Below are 21,246 nucleotides of genomic sequence, written 5' to 3' on the forward strand. Positions count from 1 at the left end.
GCTGGGCCGAGGTGGTGGCCGGGGCGATCCGCGACTTCGACGCGCAGTGCGTGGTGGTCGAGGTCAACCAGGGCGGGACGATGGTGACGCAGGTGCTGAGGGCGGCCAGGGTCAGCGCCCCGATCCGCGAGGTGCGCGCCACCCAGGGCAAGCGGGCCCGGGCCGAGCCGGTGGCGGCGCTCTACGAACAGGGCCGCGTCAGGCACGCCGCGCCGCTCAGGCTCTTGGCCGAGGAGCTGAGGGCGGTGGGCACCGAGGAGGAGACGGCCTGCGACCTCGATCGGGCGGACGCCCTGGTGTGGGCGGTGACGGACCTGCTGATCAGCGGGGAGCGGGTGCTGCCGCGGATCAGGGCCTTGGGATAACGGCGAATTCGTACGGCTAGGCTTGTGGGCGGCGTCGTGCTATTTTCATCGCGTTTTCAGGGGGATGTCTGCGAGTTATTCGCAATATCACGGGGGAGCCTATGGCTGACGACACCAAGAAGAAGCGCCTGAACCGGCGCTCGTTCATGGCGACGATCCTGGGCGGGGCCGCCGCGACCGGGGCCAGCGGCCTCATCGCCGGGGAGGCCCAGGCGCAGCAGCGGCCGACCGGCCGAAGCGACAGCGATTCCGGCTCCTATGCCGACCGCGCCAACTATGGCCGTACGGGGATCACCGATTCCGACCCCTATGACGGCGTCGGCCGCGGCGTCGGGCGAGGCGGCGGGGGCGGCTATACGGGCGTCACCGACAGCGACACCGGCTCCTACGCCGATCAGCCCGGCTATGGCCGGCGGGGCAGCGGCGGCTACACCGGCGTGACGGACAGCGACACGGGGTCCTACGCCGACCAGCCCGGCTATGGCCGTCGCGGCCAGGGCGGCTACACCGGCGTGACGGACAGCGACAGCGGCTCATACGCCGACCAGCCGGGCTATGGCCGGCGGGGCGGCGGGGGCGCGAGCGGCCTGACCGACTCCGACCCGGTCGACCGGGGCGGCAACGGACGCGGCAACGGCACCGGCGTGAGCGACAGCGACTCCGGCTACGGCAGCGACCCGGCGGGACGCGGCTATTCGGGCATCACCGACTCCGACTCGGGCTCGAACCGCGACCGCGCCGGCCACGGGCGCGGGCGTCCGCGCGGCTGATCCGACAGAACGGCGCGCCGGCCAGTCTGCTGAAACCGAAGGACTCGTTGCGGCATGAGCCGGGCGAGGGCTACCTAGTTGCGAGTCGTTGTCGCTAGGCCCGAGTCCGGCGCCATGCTATTTCTGACCTGTTTTCAGGGGGATGGTTGCGAATGGTTCGCAACCTCAAGCGGGGGATCAGCATGGCTGACGACATCAAGAAAAAGCGCCTGAACCGGCGTTCGTTCATGGCGACGGTGCTCGGCGGCGTGGCCGCGACCGGCGCGACCACCCTCATCGCCGGCGAGGCCCAGGCGCAGCAGCGCCCGACCGGCCGCAGCGACAGCGACTCGGGCTCCTACGCCGACCGCGCCAACTACGGCCGCACCGGCATCACCGACTCCGACCCCTATGACGGCGTCGGCCGTGGCATCGGCAGCGGTGGCGGCGGCGCCAGCGGCCTGACCGACTCCGACCCGGTCGACCGGGGCGGCAATGGCCGGGGCAACGGCACCGGCGTGACCGACAGCGACTCCGGTTCGGGCAGCGACCCGGCGGGCCGCGGCTATTCGGGCATCACCGAGTCCGACTCGGGCTCGAACCGCGACCGCGCGGGTCACGGCCGCGGACGTCCGCGCGGCTGATCTGAATGGCTGACTCCGCTGGCGCCGGGGCGAAGGCCCCGGCGCGCCCCTGGACCTCCGATCCGCTGGACTGGCTGATCGGCCCGACCTCGCGCGAGGTCTTCTTCGACACCTACTATGAGCGCCTGCCGCTGGTCGTCTCGCGCGATGAGCCCGGTCGATTCCGCGAGCTGCTGTCGATCGCGGCGATCGACCGTCTGGTGGCCTCGGCCGACCTGCGCGAGGGCATGCTCGACCTGGCCGACGCCAGCCGCGAGATGAGCCGGCAGGCCTATCTGATGGACGGCGGCGTCATCGACCGGGGCGTGATCGCCCACGAGTACGGGCGCGGCGCGACCATCATCCTGCAGCAGCTGCACCAGGCCGATCCGACGCTGGCGGCCTTCTGCCGGTCGATGGAGGCGCTGTTCTCCTGCCACGTCCAGACCAACATCTATCTGACGCCGCCGAACGCCCAGGGTTTCCGGACCCATTACGACAACCACGACGTGTTCGTGATCCAGGTCGAGGGCGAGAAGCTGTGGCGCTTCTACAACCAGCCGGTGGACGCGCCCTATCGTGGCGAGCGCTATGAGCGCGGCCGCTACGAGACCGGGGAGATCACCGCCGAGTTCGTCATGAAGGCCGGGGACTGCGCCTATGTCCCGCGCGGCCTGATGCATGACGCCTCGACCTCGGGCGACCAGCCGTCCCTGCACGTGACGTGCGGCCTGATCGTCAAGACCTGGGCCGAGCTGGTGCTGGAGGCGGTGTCGGAAGTGGCGCTGAAGGATCCGGAGCTGCGCCGCAGCCTGCCGGTCGGCTATGCGCGGCCCGATTTCGACCGGTCGCAGATGCAGGCCAAGTTCGAGCGGCTGGTCGGCGCCCTGCCGGGCAAGGTGGCGATGGACTCGGCCTTCGAGCTGATGGTCGACAGCTTCATCCGCTCGCGCGATCCGGACGTGGCCGGGGCGATCGTCACGGGCGCGGGGGCCTTCGATCCGGCGCAGCGGTTCGTGGTGCGCGCCGACGCCCCCTGGCGGCTGGCCGAGGACGGCGACGACCTGGTGCTGATCGCGCCGGGCGGGGACCTGGACTTCAAGCCCGAGGAGGCCGAGGCCGCGCGCCGGGCGATGAACGGCGAGCCCTTCGCCGCCGCCGACCTGAACGCGCCGGATCCGCAGGCCTTCATCCGCAAGCTGCGCGCCTTCGGCGTGGTCCGCCCGGCGTGAGCCTGGACCCGGAGGTCCGCGACGATCCGGACGCCCGCCGCTACCTGCTCGAGATCGACGGCCAGACGGCGGTGGTGACCTACAACCTGGTCGCCGGCGGGCTGATGGTCACCGAGACCCTCGTGCCCGAGGCGCTGGAAGGGCGCGGCGTCGCCAGCCGCCTGGCCCGCCACGTGCTGGCGGACGTGAAGGCGCGGGGCCTGGTCATCCTGCCGGTCTGCCCCTTCTTCGCCGCCTATCTGCAGAAGCACCCGGAGTGGGTGGAGGTGGTGCATCCGGCGTATCGGGCGGCGCTGGGGCTGTAGGGGTGGTCAAGGGTCGGGAGTCCTAATGTCTGCTATGGGTGGAAAGCGGACGTTGTGGGCGCAGCAGCTGATCGGAGGATTGCGTCATGGATAGGGAAGCAAGACTCCGGACCGCCCTCGTCGCCATGGTTGGTCAATATCTGACCGACCGAGACGCCCTCGACAGCCAGTCCATGTCTGCCGGCCAGTTGGCGCTGGCGACGTTAGCAGAGGAAGGCCTCGTCGAGTTCGACGGCGCTCGATTTGGCTATTGGACAGAAGCGGGCAGGCGACACTGGGAAACTTGGTAGCGCTGACCTTATTGCCGGTGCGGTCACGTGGGCCTGTGCGGGCGGCGTCGACGTCTTGCAAGCGCACGGATGATTAGCCACGACGCTCCGAGCGCGAGCCCGACGACAGCAAACAGCCAAGTGTCCTCGTAGAGGTCGAGCAGGATCTGCTGTTCCCAAAGCAGCCCGTGATACTCACCGGCCACGATCTGTGGGTTCTCGGGAGGGATGCTCGTATCCACCTGGAAAGCCTATGAGCGCGCCCTGATGTCCGCAATGGGTGGAAAGCGGACGTTTCATGTTGGATTGATCGCTGGCATGCGAACCTCGGTCTTCACCCTTGCTCCTGCGCTGAGCGCCGCCGCCTTCGTTCACGGTGCCTCACCCGTGTCTTTACCCACGGGCGATCAGGTCAATCAGTGCCGACCGTCCGTGACCGACATTCCGGACGGGTCCGTCCTGCTCACCTGTCAGATCGAGGGGTCTGGGCGACTGGAAAGTTGTGTGGTCACTCAGAGCACTAATCACCGGCTCAGTGACTGGGCTCTCTGCGTGTCTCAGCATTTTGCCTACAATCCCAGCCGTGTGGGCGAGACGGTCCGAGTTCCGATCACATTTGGCGGCCCTGCTGACGAGGAGGTCCTCAGTCCGCCCGGTTCGCGCTGATCAGGCTTGCGCTTGTGACGGACATGATCACTATGGGTGGATAGCCGACGTCAATCCGGTCTGAAGGCGTCGGCGTCGAATACAACGCCGGGCGCGAGCGCAGGCGCGAAGCTTTCCGTCAGGCAGTCCACATGTGCAAACAGGTCCTGCGCGGCGGGTGACGGCCCGAGTGCAGAGAGGGTCAGACGCACCCCGTCTGCGCCTGACGGCGCAATGGCCGAAGCGCAGAAGCAGCATTGGTATCCAGACATTATCGCCCTCCCGTGCGGATAAGCGGGGCTCATTGTGCGAAGGTCTGCTGGGGGTGGGAAGCGGACACTCCGGGGAAGCGGACCCTCAGGACGGTGATGCAGCCTCGCTCGGTTCCGGAGGAACCCAGCCTCCAGGCTCCACTAGCACCACCCAAATGAAGCCTTGGTCCCGGAGGCTTCTGACCATCTCAATCATCTCGCCAGCCGCTGGATCGTGCTCCGCAAATATCCATACGGGATCGTCTCGCGCCGTGCGCACGTCAGCCAACCCGCGCGCGACCTCCGCCGACCCTACGGTCACGGCGCGGTCGCCATCTGCGCGCCAGACGGTGACGGTCTGATCGGGAGAAACCCGCACATAAGTTGGCAGCTTCGATTGTGCCTCCAGCGAGAGAAGGCCGTGCTGCACGTCTATGTCCGTGGCTTCTGCGGGGGCGGCTTGAGAACGATCATCAGCCTCGCAAGCAGCGAGCCAGACACTGGCTAAGAGACAGAGGCTTAGTCGCACCGACACTTCGACCTCACTGCTCCGGGCTGGTCTACGGAACCACGGACCTCTCAGAGTCCGCAATGGGTGGAAAGCGGACATTGCCTTGCGGTGTGGCGGTTCAGCGACGGAAAAGTCCGGGATGACCACTTATTGCTGCGAGCGAATGGCTGCGGACCTACGTCAGCAATGCGGCCTACATGGCTCTCGCGACGCTTGTCCGGACGCTCTCATCGCTGAGGTGAGGGGTGGGTTTGGCCTATTCGTTCGTGACGGCAAGGACGGCTATGCGGGCAGTGTGGTTGAGATCGCTCACTGTCCGTGGTGCGGAACCAGCCTGCCGCCAATAAGGGATATTGATCCCGATGATGCAGATTAGCCGGTGAGCGACGGCTGGCTAGTTGAGGTGTCCGCTATGGGTCGAAAGCGGACATTCGGAACGTCCGCTTTGGGGTGGCGACAGCGGCGTCCTGAACGACGAAAGCCGGCTCCGCGCGAGGCGGAACCGGCTCCCGTCATCCCTTGACGCACACCACCTGACGCAGGGTGTGCACGACCTCGATGAGGTCGGACTGGGCCGCGATGACCGCGTCGATGTCCTTGTAGGCCATCGGCGTTTCGTCGATCACCTCGGCGTCCTTGCGGCACTCGACGCCCTCGGTGGCGCGGACGTGGTCCTCCACCGTGAAGCGCCGCCTGGCCTCGGTCCGGCTCATGGCCCGACCGGCGCCGTGCGAGCAGGTGCAGAAGCTGTCCGCATTGCCCTTGCCCCGCACGATGAAGGACCTGGCCCCCATCGAGCCCGGAATGATGCCGAGCTCGCCTTCCCTGGCGGACACGGCGCCCTTGCGGGTCAGGAAGACGTCCTTGCCGAAGTGACGCTCCTTCGAGACGTAGTTGTGGTGGCAGTTCACCGCCTCAGCCGTCGTCTCCAGGTCGGGCCAGATCGCGCGCAGGACGCCCAGCACCTGGTCCATCATCACCTCGCGGTTGGCGCGGGCGTAACGCTGGGCCCACGACACCGCCCGGACGTAGTCGACGAAGCCTTCCGACCCCTCGGGGAAGTAGGCCAGGTCCTGGTCCGGCAGGTTGATGAACCAGCGACGCGCCTCGTGCTTGGCGCGCTCGATGAAGTAGGTCCCGAAGCGGTTGCCCACCCCGCGCGAACCGGAGTGCAGCATGACCCACACGTCGCCGGCCTCATCGAGGCACAGCTCGATGAAGTGGTTGCCCGTGCCCAGGGTGCCCAGGTGGCCGTAGCCGCGCGGATGCGCCGCCTTGGGGTGCTTGTCCACCACCGCGTCATAGCCGGCCTTCAGCTCGGTCCAGCGGGCCTCGGCCGAGGCCGGGGGCTCGCCGGCCCAGGCGCCCTTGTCGTTGCGCCCGCCGTTGTCGGTGCGGCCGTGCGGAACGGCCGCCTCGATGGCGGAGCGGATCGCCGACAGGTCGTCCGGCAGGTGTTCGGCGCGGATCGAGGTCCGCACCGCCATCATGCCGCAGCCGATGTCCACGCCCACGGCGGCCGGGATGATGGCCCCCACGGTCGGGATCACCGACCCCACGGTCGCGCCCATGCCCCAGTGCACGTCCGGCATCACCGCCATGTGGCGGTGAATGAACGGCAGCGAGGCCACGTTCTTCAGCTGCTTGAGCGCCGCATCCTCGATGGGCACTCCCCGGGTCCACGCCTTGATGGGCACGTGGTCCGGGCCTTCGATCACGTCATAGCCACGCATGGCCGACGTCTCCTCTTCTGTCTGATCCTCCACACGGACCGGTCAGAAGGGCGTCCCAGATGCGAGAAACCCCTCCGGCCGGTCGGCGGGAGGGGTTTCTGGAAATCCGGATCGTCTGATCCCCGGGTCTTCCTACACGCCCTCCGCGCACGCGCCATTGCTCTCGACCGGCTGGCGGTCGAGGTACAGCGGCAGGCAGGCGGGGAACGCTTTGAAGGACATGGGTCTCTCGTTTCCGGAGCGGGGCGGATAACGGAATAATCCGGGAAAGGCCAGCCCCCTCGGAAGAGGGCCGGATCGGCGCGCTCCGCCTTGCCCGGGCGGAGGCTAAGCCGCTAAAGGGCTAGGTCCGTCCGACAGAGACGGTTCGCTTCAAGGCTCGTCTCGCAAGATGCTCACGACCACCCGCCGTTTCGCCAAGTCCTGGGCCGCCGCCGTCATCATCGGCCTGCTCATCGTGGGCCTCGTGGTGGTGGGGGTGACGGACGTCTTCCGCCTTCAGTTCGGCACCTATGTCATCAAGGCCGGCGAGCGGGAGGTCAGCCAGCAGCAGTTCGCGCGGATCATCGACAATCTGAACGAGCGCAACGCCCAGATGTCGGGCCAGCGGTTCACCAACACCGAGCTGGTCGAGAGCGGCCAGCACCTGCAGATCCTGGAAGGGCTGGCCGGCGAGGAGAGCCTGTTCGCCTGGGTGTGGAAGGTGGGCATCCGGCCGGCCGCCGACCTGGTGGCCGAGCAGCTGCGCTCCCAGACCGGCTTCTTCGACCAGGTCACCGGGGAGTTCGACGAGGAGATCTACGCCGCGCGCCTGGCCGAGGCGGGCATGACGCCGGCGGACTATGAACGCACCATGCGCGACCAGATCGCGGCCGAGCACTATGTGGCCGGCGTGGCCGCGGGCCTGCGCCTGCCGCGCATCTACGGGGCGCTGGAGGCGGCCTATGCGCAGGAGACGCGCGCGGGCCGCTGGGTGATGCTGGACCCGGCCGCGGTCGATGTCCCGGCCCCGACCGACGCCCAGCTGACCGAGCTGTTGAACCAGTTCGCCGACCAGGTCCGCGAGCCCGAGCGCCGCGTGGTCACCCTGGTGCGCTTCACCCCGGCCCAGGCGGCCGAGCAGGTGACGGTCAGCGACGAGGACATCCAGCGCCGCTTCGAGTTCGCGCGGGACTCGCTGGGCACGCCGGAGACGCGCAGCTTCGTGACCCTGACGGCGCCGAACGCCCAGGTGGCCGGCCAGATCGCCCAGCGCCTGCGCGCCGGCGAGGCGCCCGCCGCCGTGGGCGAGGCCCTGAACATCGAGCCGGTGACCTATGACAGCCAGCCGCGCAGCGCGGTGGCCGACCAGCGGGTGGCCGCGGCCGCCTTTGGCCTCTCGGAAGGGGCGGTCTCGGGACCGGTCCAGGGCGAGCTGGGCCTGGTGGTCATCAAGATGAACGACGTCACCGCCGGCCGTCAGGCGAGCCTGGAGGACCACCGGGCGGAGATCGAGCAGGCGCTGCGTCTCGAGCAGGCCCGCGTGCGCGTCACCGAGAACGTCGAACGCTATGTCCAGCTGCGCGAGGGCGGGGCCAGCATGGCCGACGCCGCGGAACAGACCGGCGGCGACATCGTCACCCTGCCGCCGTTCTCGGCCGAGGGGCAGCTGCCGAACGGCCAGCCGATGGGCGCGCCCGAGGTGCTGTACCAGACCGCCTTCGACACGGCCCAGGGCCAGGAGAGCGACATCGTGGACGCCGGCGGCGACGAGTATTTCGCCATCCGCGTCGACCAGATCACCCCCGCCCGCATGCCGACCGTCGACGAACTGCGCGGCGAACTGACCGCCGCCTGGCGCCAGCGCGAGACCCAGCGTCTGCTGCAGGAGCGGGCCAACGCCATCGCCGGCCGCATCCGGGGCGGCGAGGACATCGCCGCGGTCGCCCAGGCCGAGGGCCTGACGGTCGTCAGCCGCGACAGCGTGGGCCGCAACGCCGGCGAGGGCGAGGACGCGCCGCCGCTGGGCGTGATCGAAGGCCTGTTCGGCCAGGGCCGCGGCCAGGTCTTCTCCGGCCCGGCGGACCAGGAAGGCCGCTTCGCCGTGGGCGTGGTCGACCAGGTCCGGGCCCCGACGGCCGCGGTCGCCGGCCGGATCGCGGAACAGCGCCGTCCGGCCCTGACCGGGGCGGTGTTCCAGCAGGAGCTGCTGCCCGGCATCCAGACTGCGGCGGGCGAGGCCGTGGGCGTCGAGACCTTCCCCGACCGGGCCCGGGCCGCGCTCGGCGTGCCGCCGGAAGAGGAACCCGAAGGCGGCGAATGACCGCCGACGCGTTCGAACGCCTCTACGCCGCCGGCCGGCCGCAGGTCGTCTCGCGGCGGCTGATCGACGACCTGGAGACGCCCGTCTCGGCCTATCTGAAGGTGGGCCGGGGCCGGCCCTTCGCCTTCCTGTTCGAGTCCGTCGAGGGCGGCGCCTGGCGCGGGCGCTATTCGATCCTGGCGGTCGAGCCCGACCTGGTCTGGCGCTGTCGCGAAGACCGGGCGGAGGTGGCGCGCGGGGCCGAGGCGGTGAAGGCCGGGGCCTATGCGCGCGAGAGCCTGCCCGCCCTGGAGTCGCTGAGGGCGCTGGTCGCCGAATGCCGCATCGACCTGCCCGACGACCTGCCGCCGATGGCGGCGGGCCTGTTCGGGGTGTTCGGCTACGACATGGTGCGGCTGGTCGAGCCGGTGGGCCCGGCCAAGGCCGATCCGCTGGACCTGCCGGACGCCGTCTGGGCGCGGCCCTCGGTGGTGGCGGTCTTCGACGGGGTGGCCCAGGAGATCATCCTGTGCACCCCGGTCTGGCCGGGCGAGGCGACGGCGGACGAGGCGCGGGCGGCGGCGAACGCACGGCTCGACGCCTTCGAGGCTCAGCTCAAGTCCCCCCTGCCGGCGGGCCGCGCGCCCCAGCCGACGGTCGCGCCGGAGCTGGTCTCGGACGTGGACGCGGCGGCCTACGCCCGGGTTGTCGAGCGGGCCAAGGCCTATATCGGCGCGGGCGACATCTTCCAGGTCGTGGCGGGGCACCGGTTCGAGGGGCCGGCGCCGTCGGACTCCTTCGCCTTCTACCGGTCGCTGCGGCGGACCAATCCCTCGCCCTTCCTGTTTCACCTGGACTTCGGCGGCTTTGCGCTGGCGGGTTCGAGCCCGGAGATCCTGGTGCGGCTGAGGGACGGGGAGGTGACCATCCGGCCCTTGGCGGGCACCCGGCCGAGAGGCGCCACACCGGCCGAGGACATGCGGCTGGAGGCCGAGCTGCTGGCCGATCCGAAGGAACGGGCCGAGCACCTGATGCTGCTGGACCTGGGCCGCAACGACGTGGGCCGGGTGGCTTTGCCGGGCTCGGTCGAGGTGACGAAGAGCTTCTACGTCGAGCGCTATTCGCACGTGATGCACATCGTCTCGAACGTGGTCGGCAAGGCGCGCACGGACCTGGATCCGGTCGATGTCCTGACCGCCGCGCTTCCCGCCGGGACCCTGTCGGGCGCGCCCAAGGTGCGGGCCATGCAGATCATCGACGAGCTGGAGACCACCAAGCGCGGCGTCGGCTACGGGGGGGCGGCCGGCTACATCGGCGCCGGCGGCGAGATCGACGCCTGCATCGTGCTGAGGACCGCCTTGTTCAAGGACGGCCGCATGTACGTCCAGGCCGGCGCGGGGCTGGTGGCCGACAGCGACCCCGCCAGCGAATACGCCGAGACCCAGCACAAGGCCCGCGCCCTGATGCGCGCGGCGGAGGAGGCGTGGCGGTTCGGGTAGGGGGCGCTTGATGCGAAGTCTCGGGACCTCCTCATTTGTCATCCCGGCCAAGCGAAGCGCAGAGCCGGGACAATGGGCGCGGCGGCGCGGTCATCCCGGACAGCCGCTGCGCGGCTTCCGGGATGACAAGAGGATGCGGGCTACCGCCGTCCCTCTTTTCAGCTCCGCCGATTCAGCCTCAACCTCAGGGGGTTGCGGACGGCCCTCGCAGCGCGCCGTCCGGTGGAGGATGGGTGCGCGCATGGTGTCACGGGCGTTCGAGCTTCAGATCCAGGGCTATGGGCTGACGACGGCGGAGATCCACTACTGGATGCCGGATCATCCCTCGCTGCTGCAGATGTACGTCTGGCAGGAGTACGATCTGGCGCCGAGATTCCCGACGCTGCACGGGTTCCTGGACTTCTGGAGCCACAACCTGGACGGCATGCTGCATTCCGTGCGGGTGGCGCACCGCGCGCTGATCGCGCCGGCGGAGTGGCGGGCGGTCGACGGGGTGTTCAGCCTGAACTGAGGCTCAGGCCGCCTGGGCGGCCGGGAAGGCCTCGCCGCCGGAGAGCGCGGCCTGCAGCGCGCCGATGAGGCGGGCCTGGTTCAGCGGCTTGGGCACATGGCCGTTCATGCCGGCGGCGCGGCAGCGCTCGACATCCTCGCGCATCACGTCGGCGGTGACGGCGAGGATCGGGGCGTGGGCGGAGGCGCCGCCCCGGGCGCGGATGGCGCGCGTGGCCTCCAGCCCGTCCATGCCGGGCATGCGGATGTCCATCAGGATGACGTCGAAGGCCTCGAGGCTGGCGGCCTCCACGGCGTCGAAGCCACTTTCGGCCTCGGCGATCTCGCAGCCGACGGCGCCCAGGATCAGCCGGGCGACCTCGCGGTTCACCGGATGGTCGTCGACGATGAGGATGCGCGGGGCGCGCTCGGCGTCTTCGGCGGGCGCGGGTTCGGCCGTGGCGGCGGGCGCCTCGGCGCGCGGCAGGTCCAGGGTGACCCAGAAGATCGAGCCGCCCTCGGGGCGGGGGTCATGGCCGAGCTCGCCGCCCATGCGCTCGACCAGCGAGCGGCAGATGGCCAGGCCCAGGCCCGTGCCCTCGTGACGGCGCGAGATGGAGGCGTCCATCTGGGCGAAGGGCTGGAACAGCTCGGCGCGGCGGTGGGCCGGCACGCCGGGGCCGGTGTCGAGCACCTCGATGCGGAAGCCGTCGCGGTCCGTACGCGGCAGGGTGGTCAGGCGCACCTCGACCGAGCCGGTCTCGGTGAACTTCACGGCGTTGTCGGCCAGGTTGGCCACGACCTGGCGCAGGCGGCGCGCGTCGACCAGATGCAGGCCGGACGGGGCGTCGGCGGTGACGTGGAAGGTCAGACCCTTGGCGCGGGCGGCCGCTGTGGCCGGCTCGGCGGCGCAGATCAGGCTGTCGAGGACGGCGGCGGGCGCGGGCTCCAGCTCGAAGCGGCCGGTCTCCAGCCGCGAGAAGTCGAGGATGTCCTCGACCACGGTCATCAGGTCGTCGGTCGAGCGGCCGATCATCTCGACCTGGCGGCGGGCCTCTGGCGGGAGGTCACCGCGCTGGGACAGGGCGCCGGTGAAGCCGAGGATGCCGTTCAGCGGCGTCCGGATCTCGTGGCTGACGACGGCCAGGAAGCGCTCGCGCGTGCGGGACATCTGTTCGACGCGGGCGTGGCTGGCGGCGGCGGCGGCGGCCTTGCGGCGCATGCGGTGCTCGGCCCGCATGCGTTCGGCCAGCGCGCTGGTCGCGAAGGCGGCGGCCAGCACCAGGCTGACGACATAGAGCTGGAGGTGAACGAGGTCGGTGAAGGCCTCACCGCCCTGGAAGGCGGCGATGGGGCCGCGGTTGGCCAGGGTCTGGACGGTCGCGGCCTGGGCCATCAGCCAGACCGCCAGGAAGGTCCAGGCCGAGCCCAGCCGGAAGGCGGCGAAGACCAGGGCCGGGAAGGTCAGGAGGAAGGCGGTGAAGCCCGACAGGGAGAACAGGGCGAGCGTGCCGGCGCCGAGCGCGGCCAGCAGGATCAGGCGCTCGGCGCGGCCGGCCGGGCCCATGTAGAGCGGATTGATCCGCCGCATGACCATGAGGGTGGCGGGCAGGCCCAGGATCATGCCGGTGACGTCGCAGGCCATCCAGCGCGAGGCGATGACGAGGAAGTCCTGGCCGGTGGCGGGCGTGGTCATGAGTGCGCCGATCGCGCCCTCCGCGAGACCGACTGCGGTCACGAGGCCCACGAAGGGCAGGAAGCGCCGCAGCCGGCCGAGGTCGAGCGCGGCGCCGCAGAAGGTGCGGACCAGCCCGACGACCGCGACCGAGAAGACGAGGTTCAGGCCGGTGAAGGCCGCGTTGAAGATCGGCGGCAGGCCGGCGATGATGTTCACCACCACGTTCAGCCCGATGCAGGCGGCGGCGAAGGCCCAGCCGAGGCGGCGCGGCAGCAGCAGCAGGCCCGCGGCCAGCACGCCGTTGGCGGCCCAGAAGGTGGTCGAGTTCTCGACCGACCGGGACCACATCACGCCGGAATAGACGGCCGCGGCGAAGACCACGAAGAGGATGAGCGCCGTCATCAGGCCGCGCGGCGGTTCCGCCGTCCGGTAGAAGCGCCAACGCACGCCGAATACTCTCATGCCCACTCCCCGTCGGACAGGCGGAGCAGAAGACCACGCAAGTCTTTGAAAGCCGTGAACGACTATCCAGCGTCCAAAAGGCGGCTTAACGTCGGCCCAGCGGGCGGGGAGGCGGCGCATGACGGAGACGACGGCCAGGGGCGACGCGGGCGATCCGGGACCTCATCAGGCGACCGGCCAGGAGAAGCTGGTCATCGGCGCCTCGTCGCTGGGCACCGTCTTCGAGTGGTACGACTTCTACCTGTACGGCTCCCTGGCGATCTACCTGTCCGAGCATTTCTTCTCGGGGGTGAACGAGACGACGGGGTTCATCCTGGCGCTGGGGGCGTTCGCGGCGGGGTTCGCGGTCAGGCCGTTCGGGGCGCTGGTGTTCGGGCGGATCGGCGACATCGTGGGCCGCAAGAACACCTTCCTGGTGACCATGGCGATCATGGGCCTGTCGACCTTCGTGGTCGGCCTCTTGCCCAGCTACGGGCAGATCGGGGTGGCGGCGCCGCTGCTGCTGGTCTTCCTGCGGCTGCTGCAGGGGCTGGCGCTGGGCGGGGAGTACGGCGGGGCGGCGACCTATGTGGCCGAGCACGCGCCGGACGGGAAACGGGGCCTGTACACCAGCTGGATCCAGACGACGGCGACGGCGGGCCTGTTCCTGAGCCTGCTGGTCATCATGGCGACGCGGGCGCTGATGGCGCCGGACGACTTCGCGGCCTGGGGCTGGCGCATCCCCTTCCTGCTGTCGATCGTGCTTTTGACCATCTCGATCTGGATCCGTTTCAAGCTGAACGAAAGCCCGGTGTTCCAGAGGATGAAGTCCGAGGGGACGACGTCGAAGGCGCCGCTGAAGGAGTCCTTCGGGCGCTGGCCCAATGCCCGGCTGGTGCTGATCGCGCTCTTCGGCGCCGTCGCCGGCCAGGCGGTGGTCTGGTACACGGGCCAGTTCTACGCCCTGTTCTTTCTCGAGAAGATGCTGAAGGTCGACGGGTTTTCGGCCAACGCCATGGTGGCAGCAGCCCTGCTGATCGGGACGCCCTTCTTCATCGTCTTCGGCTGGCTGTCGGACAGGATCGGGCGAAAGAAGATCATCCTGACCGGCTGCGCGCTCGCGGCCCTGACCTATTTCCCGGCCTTCAACGCCCTGACCTGGGCGGCCAATCCGGCGCTGGCCCAGGCGCAGGCGAGCGCGCCGGTGACGGTTCGGGCCGCGCCCGGGGACTGCTCGTTCCAGTTCGATCCGGTCGGCCGCAACCGCTTCGATAGCCAGTCCTGCGACATCGCCAAGGCCTTCCTCGCCAAGGCCGGCGTCGGTTACCAGACCGTGGCGGCGGAGCCGGGCGCGGTCGCCGAGGTTCGCATCGGCGAGACGGTGGTCACAGCCCCTGATCCCGCAGTAGTCACGGGCGAGGCGCGGGCCGAGGCCATCGCCGCCTTCCAGGCCGAGACGCGGGCGGCGCTGAACGCGGCGGGCTATCCGGAGGCGGCGGACCCGGCGCGGGTGAACACGGCGGCGGTGGTGGCCATCCTGGCCTACCTCGTCCTGCTGGTGACCATGGTCTACGGGCCGATCGCGGCGCTCCTGGTCGAGCTGTTCCCGGCGCGGATCCGCTACACCTCCATGTCGCTGCCCTATCACATCGGCAACGGCTGGTTCGGGGGCTTCCTGCCGACCACGGCCTTCGCCATCGTGGCGGCGTCGGGGAACCTCTATTCGGGCCTGTGGTACCCGGTGATCGTGGCGGCGGCGACGCTGGTGATCGGCCTGTTCCTGCTGCCGGAGACCTATCGGCGGCCGATGGATCACCTGCCGGAGGGCGGGCAGGCGGGAACCTAGCTTGGCTGCAGGGGGTTGCCCTTGGTTCAGGGAACCGAGGGAACAGGCCATTGAGCGCGCGCGCGCACGAGTTGCACCTCTGGGGCGGGCATGAGTGCACGGTGAACCGGCTGGGCGGCCGGTTCGTCGACCAGACCGTGCTGTCCGGGCATCAGGAGCGGCTGAGCGACCTGGAGCTGTTCGCCGGCTTGGGCGTGGCGGCCCTGCGCTATCCGGTGCTGTGGGAGCGGGTGTCGCCGAGGTCGCCGGAGGAGCGCGACTGGCGCTGGAGCGACGAGCGGCTGGGCGAGCTGAGGCGGCTGGGCGTGCGGCCGATCGTGGGCTTGGTCCATCACGGCTCGGGCCCGGCCTACACCAGCCTGCTGGACGAAGGTTTTGCGGGGGGACTGGCGGCGCACGCGCGCGCCGTCGCCGAGCGCTATCCGTGGGTGCGCGACTGGACGCCGGTCAATGAGCCCCTGACCACCGCGCGGTTCAGCGCGCTCTACGGCCTCTGGTATCCGCACCTGAGGGACGAGGGGGCGTTGTGGCTGGCGCTGCTGAACCAGATCGATGCGACGCGGCTGGCCATGCGGGCGATCCGTGAGGTGATCCCGGACGCGCGGCTGATCCAGACGGAGGACCTGGGCTTCACCCATGCGCGGGCGGGGCTGGAGGAGCAGGCGGCGTTCGAGAACCACCGGCGCTGGCTGACCTGGGACCTGCTCTGCGGGCGGGTGACGTCGTCGCATCCGCTATTCAAGCGGCTGGCGCGCCATGGGCTGGAGGCGCGACTGGCGGCGATCGCGGCCGAACCGTGCCCGCCGGACGTGATCGGGGTGAACCACTATCTGACCAGCGAGCGGCTGCTGGACGACCGGCTGGAGCGGTATCCGCCGCACACCCACGGCGGCAGCGACAAGCGGCGCTATGCGGACGTCGAGGCGGTCAGGGCCGCGGCCGAAGGGCCGCTGGGGCTGGAGACGCTGCTGGACCAGGCGTGGCGGCGCTATGGCCGGACGCTGGCGGTCACCGAGGTGCACAACGGCTGCACGCGCGACGAGCAGATGCGCTGGCTGCTGGAGGCGTGGCGGGCGTGCGAGCGGCTGCGGGCCGACGGCGTGGACGTCGAGGCGGTGACGGCCTGGTCGCTGCTGGGCGCCCATGACTGGGACAGCCTGCTGACGCGGCAGCGGGGCCACTATGAGCCGGGTGTCTTTGATCTGAGGGGTGGCCAGCCCCGGCCGACGGCGGCGGCGGAGCTGCTGAAGGCGCTGGCCAACGGGCGCGAGCCGGACATCCTCGGGCTGGAGCGCGAAGGCTGGTGGCGACGGGAGGTGCGCATGGAATATCCGCCTGTGCCGACGGTCTCGCCCAGCCGGCGCCCGACGCCGCCCGTGCGGACGGACAAGAGGCCGATCCTGATCACCGGCCGGACCGGGACGCTGGGCCAGGCGCTGGCGCGCGCCTGCCGCCTCAGGGACCTGCCCTATGTGCTGACTGACCGGGCGCGGCTGCCGATCGAGGACGAGGCCGCGGTGCGGGAGGCCATCGACCAGATCCGCCCGGCTGCGGTGATCAATGCGGCGGGCTGGGTGCGCGTCGACGAGGCCGAGGACGAGGCCGAAGCCTGCATGCGCGCCAACGCCGAGGGGCCGGAGCTGCTGGCCCAGGCGTGCGAGCGGGCGGGGCTGCCGTTCGTGGCATTCTCGTCGGACCTGGTCTTCGACGGTCTGGCGGGCCGGGCCTATGTCGAGGGCGATCCGACCGCGCCGCTGAGCGTCTACGGGCGGAGCAAGGCCGAGTGCGAGCGGCGCGTGCTGGCGGTCGGCGGCAAGGCGCTGGTGATCCGGACGGCGGCCTTCTTCCAGGCCGAGGACGCGCACAACTTCGCGGTGCACTGCTTCAACGCCCTGTCGGCCGGCGAGCGCTTCCAGGCGGCGGAGGACTGTTTCGTCTCGCCGACGCATGTGCCGGACCTGACGCACGCGACGCTCGACCTTCTGATCGATGGCGAGACCGGCCTGTGGCACCTGGCGAACTCGGGCCGGTTCTCCTGGGCGGGGTTCGCACGCACCCTGGCGGAGGCCGCCAGGCTCGATCCCGGGCTGGTCGACGGCGTGGGGTCGGACGCCATGGGCTGGCGGGCGGCGCGGCCGGCGGACGTGCACCTCGGCTCGGAGCGCGGCGCGCTGCTGAGGCCGGCCGAGGACGCCATCGAGCGCTTCCTGCACGCCTGGCGGCGGAGGGACGGCGAGGCGCGGGCGGCGGCCGGGACGCGCACGGCCTGCGCGCCGGCGCTGGATCAGGCCGAGGCCTGAGCCTCGACCAGAGGCCGGACGGCGGCGACGGCGGCGCGGGCCTTTTCCGCGGTCTCTTCGGGCGACTGGCCGGGCTTGTAGATATCCGAGCCGAGGCCGAAGCCGCGCGCGCCGGCCGCCCACCAGTCGGCCATGGTCGAGGGCCCCGCGCCGCCGACGGCGAGCACGGTCGCGTCCCTCGGCAGGACGGCCATCAGCGCCTTGAGGTGGCCGGTCCCGGCGCTGGAGGCCGGGAAAAGCTTGAGGTAGCGCGCGCCCGCGTCGTAGGCGGCGAAGGCCTCGGTCGCGGTCTGGACGCCGGGCATGGGGTCGAGGCCGAGGTCGCGGCTGCGCTTGATGACGGCCGGATTGGTGTTCGGGGCGACCACGATGCGGCCGCCGGCCTGGGCGACGTGGTCGACCATGTCGGGCGAGAGCACCGTTCCCGAGCCGCAGACCAGGCGATCGCCCCAGCCCTCGGTCAGGCGGCGCAGGCTCTCGAAGGGCTCGGGCGAGTTGAGCGGAATCTCCACGATGCGGACGCCGCCGGCGTGGAGCGCCTCGGCGTGGGCTTCGATCTCGTCGGGCGTGACGCCGCGCAGGATGGCGACGACGGGTACGGTGCGCATGGCCTCGTCGAGCTTCATGGCCGGACCTTTCGATAAAGCGCGGTGAGGCCGTCCAGCGCCGCGTCCCGGCCGTCGAAGGTCTCGGACGCGATCCCGCGCAGCGTCAGCGCGCGTTCGTAGAGGACGCAGAGTTCGGGCTCACCGATGAGGGCGACACGCTCGGGCCGGGCGTTGAGGCAAGCCGGCGTGCTCGCGATCTCGGCGCCGATGAGCAGGCCGGACAGATAGGACGCCGAGCCCGCCGGATCGGCGTCGCCGCCGACCACCCGAGAGCGAACAGTGAACAGCCGCGAGGCCAGGGCTGAGCCGTCGCCGGCGGCCTCGACGCCAGCGTCGAAGTCGGCGCCGAGTTCAGCGGGGCGGTCGGTCTTCAGCACGCCGTGCTTCGTAAGCAAGCCGAACAGCTCGCCGGTCATGGCGGTGACGAAGCGTTCCAGCCCGCCGTCGCGGGCGACCGCCCATTTGGCGTGGGTGCCGGGATGGCAGATGAGATGCTCGCCCTGGAGCCGGACGGGGTCCGCGTTCAGCCAGCCGAGAATCTGGGTCTCCTCGCCGCGCATGACGTCGGGCGCGCCCGCCACGCCTTGGCCGCGCAGACCGGGCGTCAGCCAGACGTCCTCGGCGACCCTGTCGAGGCCGCGGGCCAGATTATCGAGGGAGGCGGGGCAGTCGAGGTAGTCCACGACCTTCCAGCCGAGGGTGGAGCCGATCATGCCGCAGAGCACGGCGGGCAGGCGCTCGGCGGACAGCGCCGGACGGACCGCGTCGTGGAAGAGCTGCTCGGCCTCGCCGGGGCTGAGGCGGCCGACGCCGTAGTCGAACTCGCGTTCCTCGATGGGCTGGCCGTCGGCGCCGACCGTCCAGGCGCGGAGGTTGGTGGTGCCCCAGTCGCAGGCGAGGAACACGGGCTCGGCCATTCAGGTCCGGCCGCCGTCGATGACGAAGTTCTGGCCGGTGATCATCCGGCTGTCGTCCGCCGACAGGAACAGGCACAGGCGCGCCACGTCCTCGGGCAGGATGCGCTCCTTCAGCGCGACCTGCTCCATCCACTCGGCCTCGGCCTCCGGCGTCAGCCACAGGGCCAGCTGGCGCTCGGTGACGATCCAGCCGGGGGAGACGGTGTTGACGCGGATCTTCTGGGGGCCCCACTCGCGGGCGAGGGCCTTGGTCAGGGCGTTGATGGCGCCCTTGGCGGCGACATAGGTGGGCATCTCGGCGGGGCCGAGAAGGGCGTTGATCGAGCTGATGTTGAGGATCGCCCCCCCGCCGGCTTCGACCATGCCGGGATAGACGGCGCGGCTGCAGATGAAGGCCGGGTCGAGGTTGACCGCCAGGCCCCTATGCCACTGCTCCAGAGTGGTCTCGGCGGCCTTGTGGCGGGTGTCGTTGGCGACGTTGTTGACCAGGATGGTGACTGGCCCGTGGCGCTCGGCGGCCGCGGCCAGCGTCGCCTCCAGGGCGGGGGCGTCGGTGACGTCGCAGCGCTTGAACCAGCTGCCCGGGGCTCCGGCCTCGACCTTTTCGCCGGCGGCGACGTCGAGGCCGACGAAGGCGACCTTCGCGCCCTGGCGCGCGTATTCGGCGACCATGCAGGCGCCGATGCCGGACGAGCCGCCGGTGATGAAGACGGACCGGCCCTCAAGGCTGGGATAGCGCGCGTAGTCAGGCATTCAGTGGGACTCCCGGGTGACCTCGTCGCCGCTCCGCCCCACGAGGAAGTCCAGGTCGCAGCCCTGGTCCGCCTGAAGGACGGTGTCGACGTAGAGCCTATACCAGCCCCGGGCGGGCTGTGGCGCTTGTTCCTGCGCGTCGCGCCGCCGCCGCCGGTCGGCCAGCTCGTCTTCGCGGACGCAGAGTTCGAGCGACCGGGCCGGCCCGTCCAGCACGATCTCGTCGCCGGTCTCGACAAGGGCCAGCGGGCCGCCGGCGGCGGCCTCGGGCGCGACGTGGAGGATGACGGCGCCATAGGCCGTGCCGCTCATCCGGGCGTCGGAGATGCGCAGCATGTCGCGCACGCCCTGGGCCAGCAGTTTGCGGGGCAGGGCCATGTTCCCGACCTCGGGCATGCCGGGGTAGCCCTTGGGACCGCAGCCCTTGAGCACCAGCACGGACGAGGCGTCGACCTCCAGGTCCGGGTCGTCGATGCGGGCGCGGTAGTCCTCGATGGTCTCGAAGACCACGGCCCGGCCGCGATGGCGCAGCAGGGACGGCGTGGCGGCGCTCGGCTTCATGATGGCGCCCTGCGGACAGAGGTTGCCGCGAAGGACCCAGACCCCGGACGACGGGCCGACCGGATCGAACAGGGGCCGGATGACGTCGCGGTTCCAGACCTCGGCGGCCTCGACGACCTCGCCCATGGTCAGGCCGGAGACGGTGGGGGCCTCCGTCTTCAGGAGCGGCAGAAGCTCCTTCATCACCGCCGGCACGCCGCCGGCGTAGGCGAAGTCCTCCATCAGGAACCGGCCGGACGGCATGATGTCGACCAGCAGCGGCACCTCGCGGCCCCAGCGGTCGAAGTCCTCCAGGCTCAGCTCCACGCCCAGCCGGCCGGCGATGGCCAGCAGGTGGAGCACGGCGTTGGTCGAGCCGCCGACGGCCGCGTGGACCTTGATGGCGTTCTCGAAGGAGTCGCGGGTCAGGACCTGGGACGGGCGCAGGTCGTTCCGGACCATCTCCACGATGGTGCGGCCGGTGAGGTGGGCCATGGTCCCGCGCCGGGCGTCGACGGCGGGCAGGGCGCCGTTCATGGGCAGGCTGACGCCCAGCGCCTCTATGAGGCTCGACATGGTCGAGGCCGTGCCCATGGTGTTGCAGACGCCGTGGCTGCGGCTCATCCCCGCCTCGGCGGCCGTGAAGTCGTCCATGGACATCTCGCCGGCTCGGACGGCCTCCGACAGGCGCCAGACGTCGGTGCCTGAGCCGATGGCCTTGCCCTTGAAGGTCCCGTTCAGCTTGGGCCCTGCCGAGACCACGATGGCAGGCAGGTCGACGCTGCAGGCGCCCATGAGCTGGCCGGGCGTGGTCTTGTCGCACCCGCCCAGCAGCACCACGCCGTCGATGGGGTTGCCGCGGATCGACTCCTCGGTCTCCATCGCCAGCAGGTTGCGGAACAGCATGGCGGTCGGGCGCATCTGGGTCTCGCCCAGCGACATGGCCGGGAACTCCAGCGGCAGGCCGCCGGCCTCCCAGACGCCGCGCTTCACGTGCTCGGCCAGGTCGCGCAGGTGGCCGTGGCAGGGGTTGAGCTCGGACCAGGTGTTGCAGATCCCGATGACCGGCCTGCCGTCGAAGACGTCGTCGGGCAGGCCGAGGCTCTTCATCCAGCTGCGGTGGATGAAGCCGTCGCGGTCGATCTTTCCGTAGCTGTGGGCGCTGCGGAACGGCTTGCGGCTCACGGGGGGTTGGCTCCTCGACGGGCGGT

General features: G+C 70.6%; 15 protein-coding genes and 1 pseudogene. 10 read left to right on the forward strand and 6 right to left on the reverse strand.

The window, feature by feature from the left end; translation table 11 throughout:
• The 5 genes and pseudogenes from Q0M60_RS12245 to Q0M60_RS12265 form a co-directional block, all read left to right on the forward strand.
• A pseudogene (locus tag Q0M60_RS12245) lies at positions 1-365 on the forward strand (DNA-packaging protein); the annotation flags it as partial.
• Between the two features lie 101 nt (positions 366-466).
• On the forward strand, positions 467-1,135 hold the full coding sequence (locus tag Q0M60_RS12250; RefSeq protein WP_296819891.1) for a hypothetical protein: 669 nt from the start codon (positions 467-469) through the stop codon (positions 1,133-1,135).
• Positions 1,136-1,317: 182 nt separating this feature from the next.
• Positions 1,318-1,758 carry a hypothetical protein gene (locus Q0M60_RS12255; RefSeq protein ID WP_296819894.1) on the forward strand — a complete coding sequence of 147 codons (441 nt, stop codon included), beginning with the start codon at positions 1,318-1,320 and terminating at the stop codon, positions 1,756-1,758.
• A gap of 5 nt (positions 1,759-1,763) precedes the next feature.
• Positions 1,764-2,969 carry a cupin domain-containing protein gene (locus tag Q0M60_RS12260; protein ID WP_296819896.1) on the forward strand — a complete coding sequence of 402 codons (1,206 nt, stop codon included), beginning with the start codon at positions 1,764-1,766 and terminating at the stop codon, positions 2,967-2,969.
• Entirely contained in the window at positions 2,966-3,274 is a 309-nt protein-coding gene (locus Q0M60_RS12265) for a GNAT family N-acetyltransferase (protein ID WP_296819899.1), read from the forward strand. Before Q0M60_RS12260 ends, Q0M60_RS12265 begins: the two co-directional genes overlap by 4 nt.
• Positions 3,275-5,462: 2,188 nt before the next feature.
• Here Q0M60_RS12265 and Q0M60_RS12270 read toward each other — a convergent pair.
• Complete coding sequence (locus tag Q0M60_RS12270; protein WP_296819902.1) at positions 5,463-6,683, reverse strand: RtcB family protein; 1,221 nt, start codon at positions 6,681-6,683, stop codon at positions 5,463-5,465.
• 391 nt (positions 6,684-7,074) lie between these two features.
• Between Q0M60_RS12270 and Q0M60_RS12275 the strand changes: the two genes are divergently transcribed.
• The 3 genes from Q0M60_RS12275 to Q0M60_RS12285 all read left to right on the forward strand — a co-directional run bounded on the left by Q0M60_RS12275 (position 7,075) and on the right by Q0M60_RS12285 (position 10,974).
• The gene (locus Q0M60_RS12275) at positions 7,075-8,985 is read left to right on the forward strand and encodes a peptidylprolyl isomerase (RefSeq protein WP_296819904.1); all 1,911 of its coding nucleotides are present in this window, start codon (positions 7,075-7,077) and stop codon (positions 8,983-8,985) included.
• The gene (trpE, locus tag Q0M60_RS12280) at positions 8,982-10,463 is read left to right on the forward strand and encodes an anthranilate synthase component I (RefSeq protein ID WP_296819907.1); all 1,482 of its coding nucleotides are present in this window, start codon (positions 8,982-8,984) and stop codon (positions 10,461-10,463) included. Before Q0M60_RS12275 ends, trpE begins: the two co-directional genes overlap by 4 nt.
• Before the next feature lie 241 nt (positions 10,464-10,704).
• Positions 10,705-10,974 carry an usg protein gene (locus Q0M60_RS12285; protein ID WP_296819909.1) on the forward strand — a complete coding sequence of 90 codons (270 nt, stop codon included), beginning with the start codon at positions 10,705-10,707 and terminating at the stop codon, positions 10,972-10,974.
• A 3-nt stretch (positions 10,975-10,977) separates the two neighbouring features.
• Here the strand turns inward: Q0M60_RS12285 and Q0M60_RS12290 are convergent, their stop codons facing one another.
• Entirely contained in the window at positions 10,978-13,092 is a 2,115-nt protein-coding gene (locus tag Q0M60_RS12290) for an ATP-binding protein (protein WP_296819911.1), read from the reverse strand.
• Positions 13,093-13,210: 118 nt separating this feature from the next.
• On the opposite strand from Q0M60_RS12290, the gene Q0M60_RS12295 reads away from it, so the two are divergent.
• Positions 13,211-14,917, forward strand: coding sequence for an MFS transporter (locus tag Q0M60_RS12295; RefSeq protein ID WP_296819913.1), 1,707 nt, complete (start codon positions 13,211-13,213; stop codon positions 14,915-14,917).
• A gap of 50 nt (positions 14,918-14,967) precedes the next feature.
• On the forward strand, positions 14,968-17,217 hold the full coding sequence (locus tag Q0M60_RS12300) for a family 1 glycosylhydrolase (protein WP_296819915.1): 2,250 nt from the start codon (positions 14,968-14,970) through the stop codon (positions 17,215-17,217).
• Here Q0M60_RS12300 and Q0M60_RS12305 read toward each other — a convergent pair.
• The 4 genes from Q0M60_RS12305 to Q0M60_RS12320 are packed head-to-tail and all read right to left on the reverse strand — an operon-like array spanning position 17,202 to position 21,220.
• Entirely contained in the window at positions 17,202-17,843 is a 642-nt protein-coding gene (locus Q0M60_RS12305; protein ID WP_296819917.1) for a 2-dehydro-3-deoxy-6-phosphogalactonate aldolase, read from the reverse strand. The genes Q0M60_RS12300 and Q0M60_RS12305 overlap by 16 nt on opposite strands.
• On the reverse strand, positions 17,840-18,742 hold the full coding sequence (locus Q0M60_RS12310; RefSeq protein ID WP_296819919.1) for a 2-dehydro-3-deoxygalactonokinase: 903 nt from the start codon (positions 18,740-18,742) through the stop codon (positions 17,840-17,842). Before Q0M60_RS12310 ends, Q0M60_RS12305 begins: the two co-directional genes overlap by 4 nt.
• Positions 18,743-19,495: an SDR family oxidoreductase gene (locus Q0M60_RS12315; RefSeq protein ID WP_296819921.1), complete on the reverse strand. Its 753-nt coding sequence runs from the start codon at positions 19,493-19,495 to the stop codon at positions 18,743-18,745. It lies immediately after the preceding gene.
• On the reverse strand, positions 19,496-21,220 hold the full coding sequence (locus Q0M60_RS12320; protein ID WP_296819925.1) for an IlvD/Edd family dehydratase: 1,725 nt from the start codon (positions 21,218-21,220) through the stop codon (positions 19,496-19,498).
• Positions 21,221-21,246 lie beyond the last annotated feature (26 nt).

It is taken from the genome of Brevundimonas sp. (assembly GCF_024711105.1).
GTDB lineage: Bacteria > Pseudomonadota > Alphaproteobacteria > Caulobacterales > Caulobacteraceae > Brevundimonas.

Excerpts from the sequence above, each read along its gene's own strand:
- Q0M60_RS12250 (WP_296819891.1), top strand. The coding sequence starts at position 467 with ATGGCTGACGACACCAAGAAGAAGCGCCTGAACCGGCGCTCGTTCATG.
- Q0M60_RS12255 (WP_296819894.1), top strand. The coding sequence starts at position 1,318 with ATGGCTGACGACATCAAGAAAAAGCGCCTGAACCGGCGTTCGTTCATG.
- Q0M60_RS12260 (WP_296819896.1), top strand. The coding sequence starts at position 1,764 with ATGGCTGACTCCGCTGGCGCCGGGGCGAAGGCCCCGGCGCGCCCCTGG.
- Q0M60_RS12270 (WP_296819902.1), bottom strand. The coding sequence starts at position 6,683 with ATGCGTGGCTATGACGTGATCGAAGGCCCGGACCACGTGCCCATCAAG.
- Q0M60_RS12275 (WP_296819904.1), top strand. The coding sequence starts at position 7,075 with ATGCTCACGACCACCCGCCGTTTCGCCAAGTCCTGGGCCGCCGCCGTC.
- trpE (WP_296819907.1), top strand. The coding sequence starts at position 8,982 with ATGACCGCCGACGCGTTCGAACGCCTCTACGCCGCCGGCCGGCCGCAG.
- Q0M60_RS12285 (WP_296819909.1), top strand. The coding sequence starts at position 10,705 with ATGGTGTCACGGGCGTTCGAGCTTCAGATCCAGGGCTATGGGCTGACG.
- Q0M60_RS12290 (WP_296819911.1), bottom strand. The coding sequence starts at position 13,092 with ATGAGAGTATTCGGCGTGCGTTGGCGCTTCTACCGGACGGCGGAACCG.
- Q0M60_RS12295 (WP_296819913.1), top strand. The coding sequence starts at position 13,211 with ATGACGGAGACGACGGCCAGGGGCGACGCGGGCGATCCGGGACCTCAT.
- Q0M60_RS12305 (WP_296819917.1), bottom strand. The coding sequence starts at position 17,843 with ATGAAGCTCGACGAGGCCATGCGCACCGTACCCGTCGTCGCCATCCTG.
- Q0M60_RS12310 (WP_296819919.1), bottom strand. The coding sequence starts at position 18,742 with ATGGCCGAGCCCGTGTTCCTCGCCTGCGACTGGGGCACCACCAACCTC.
- Q0M60_RS12315 (WP_296819921.1), bottom strand. The coding sequence starts at position 19,495 with ATGCCTGACTACGCGCGCTATCCCAGCCTTGAGGGCCGGTCCGTCTTC.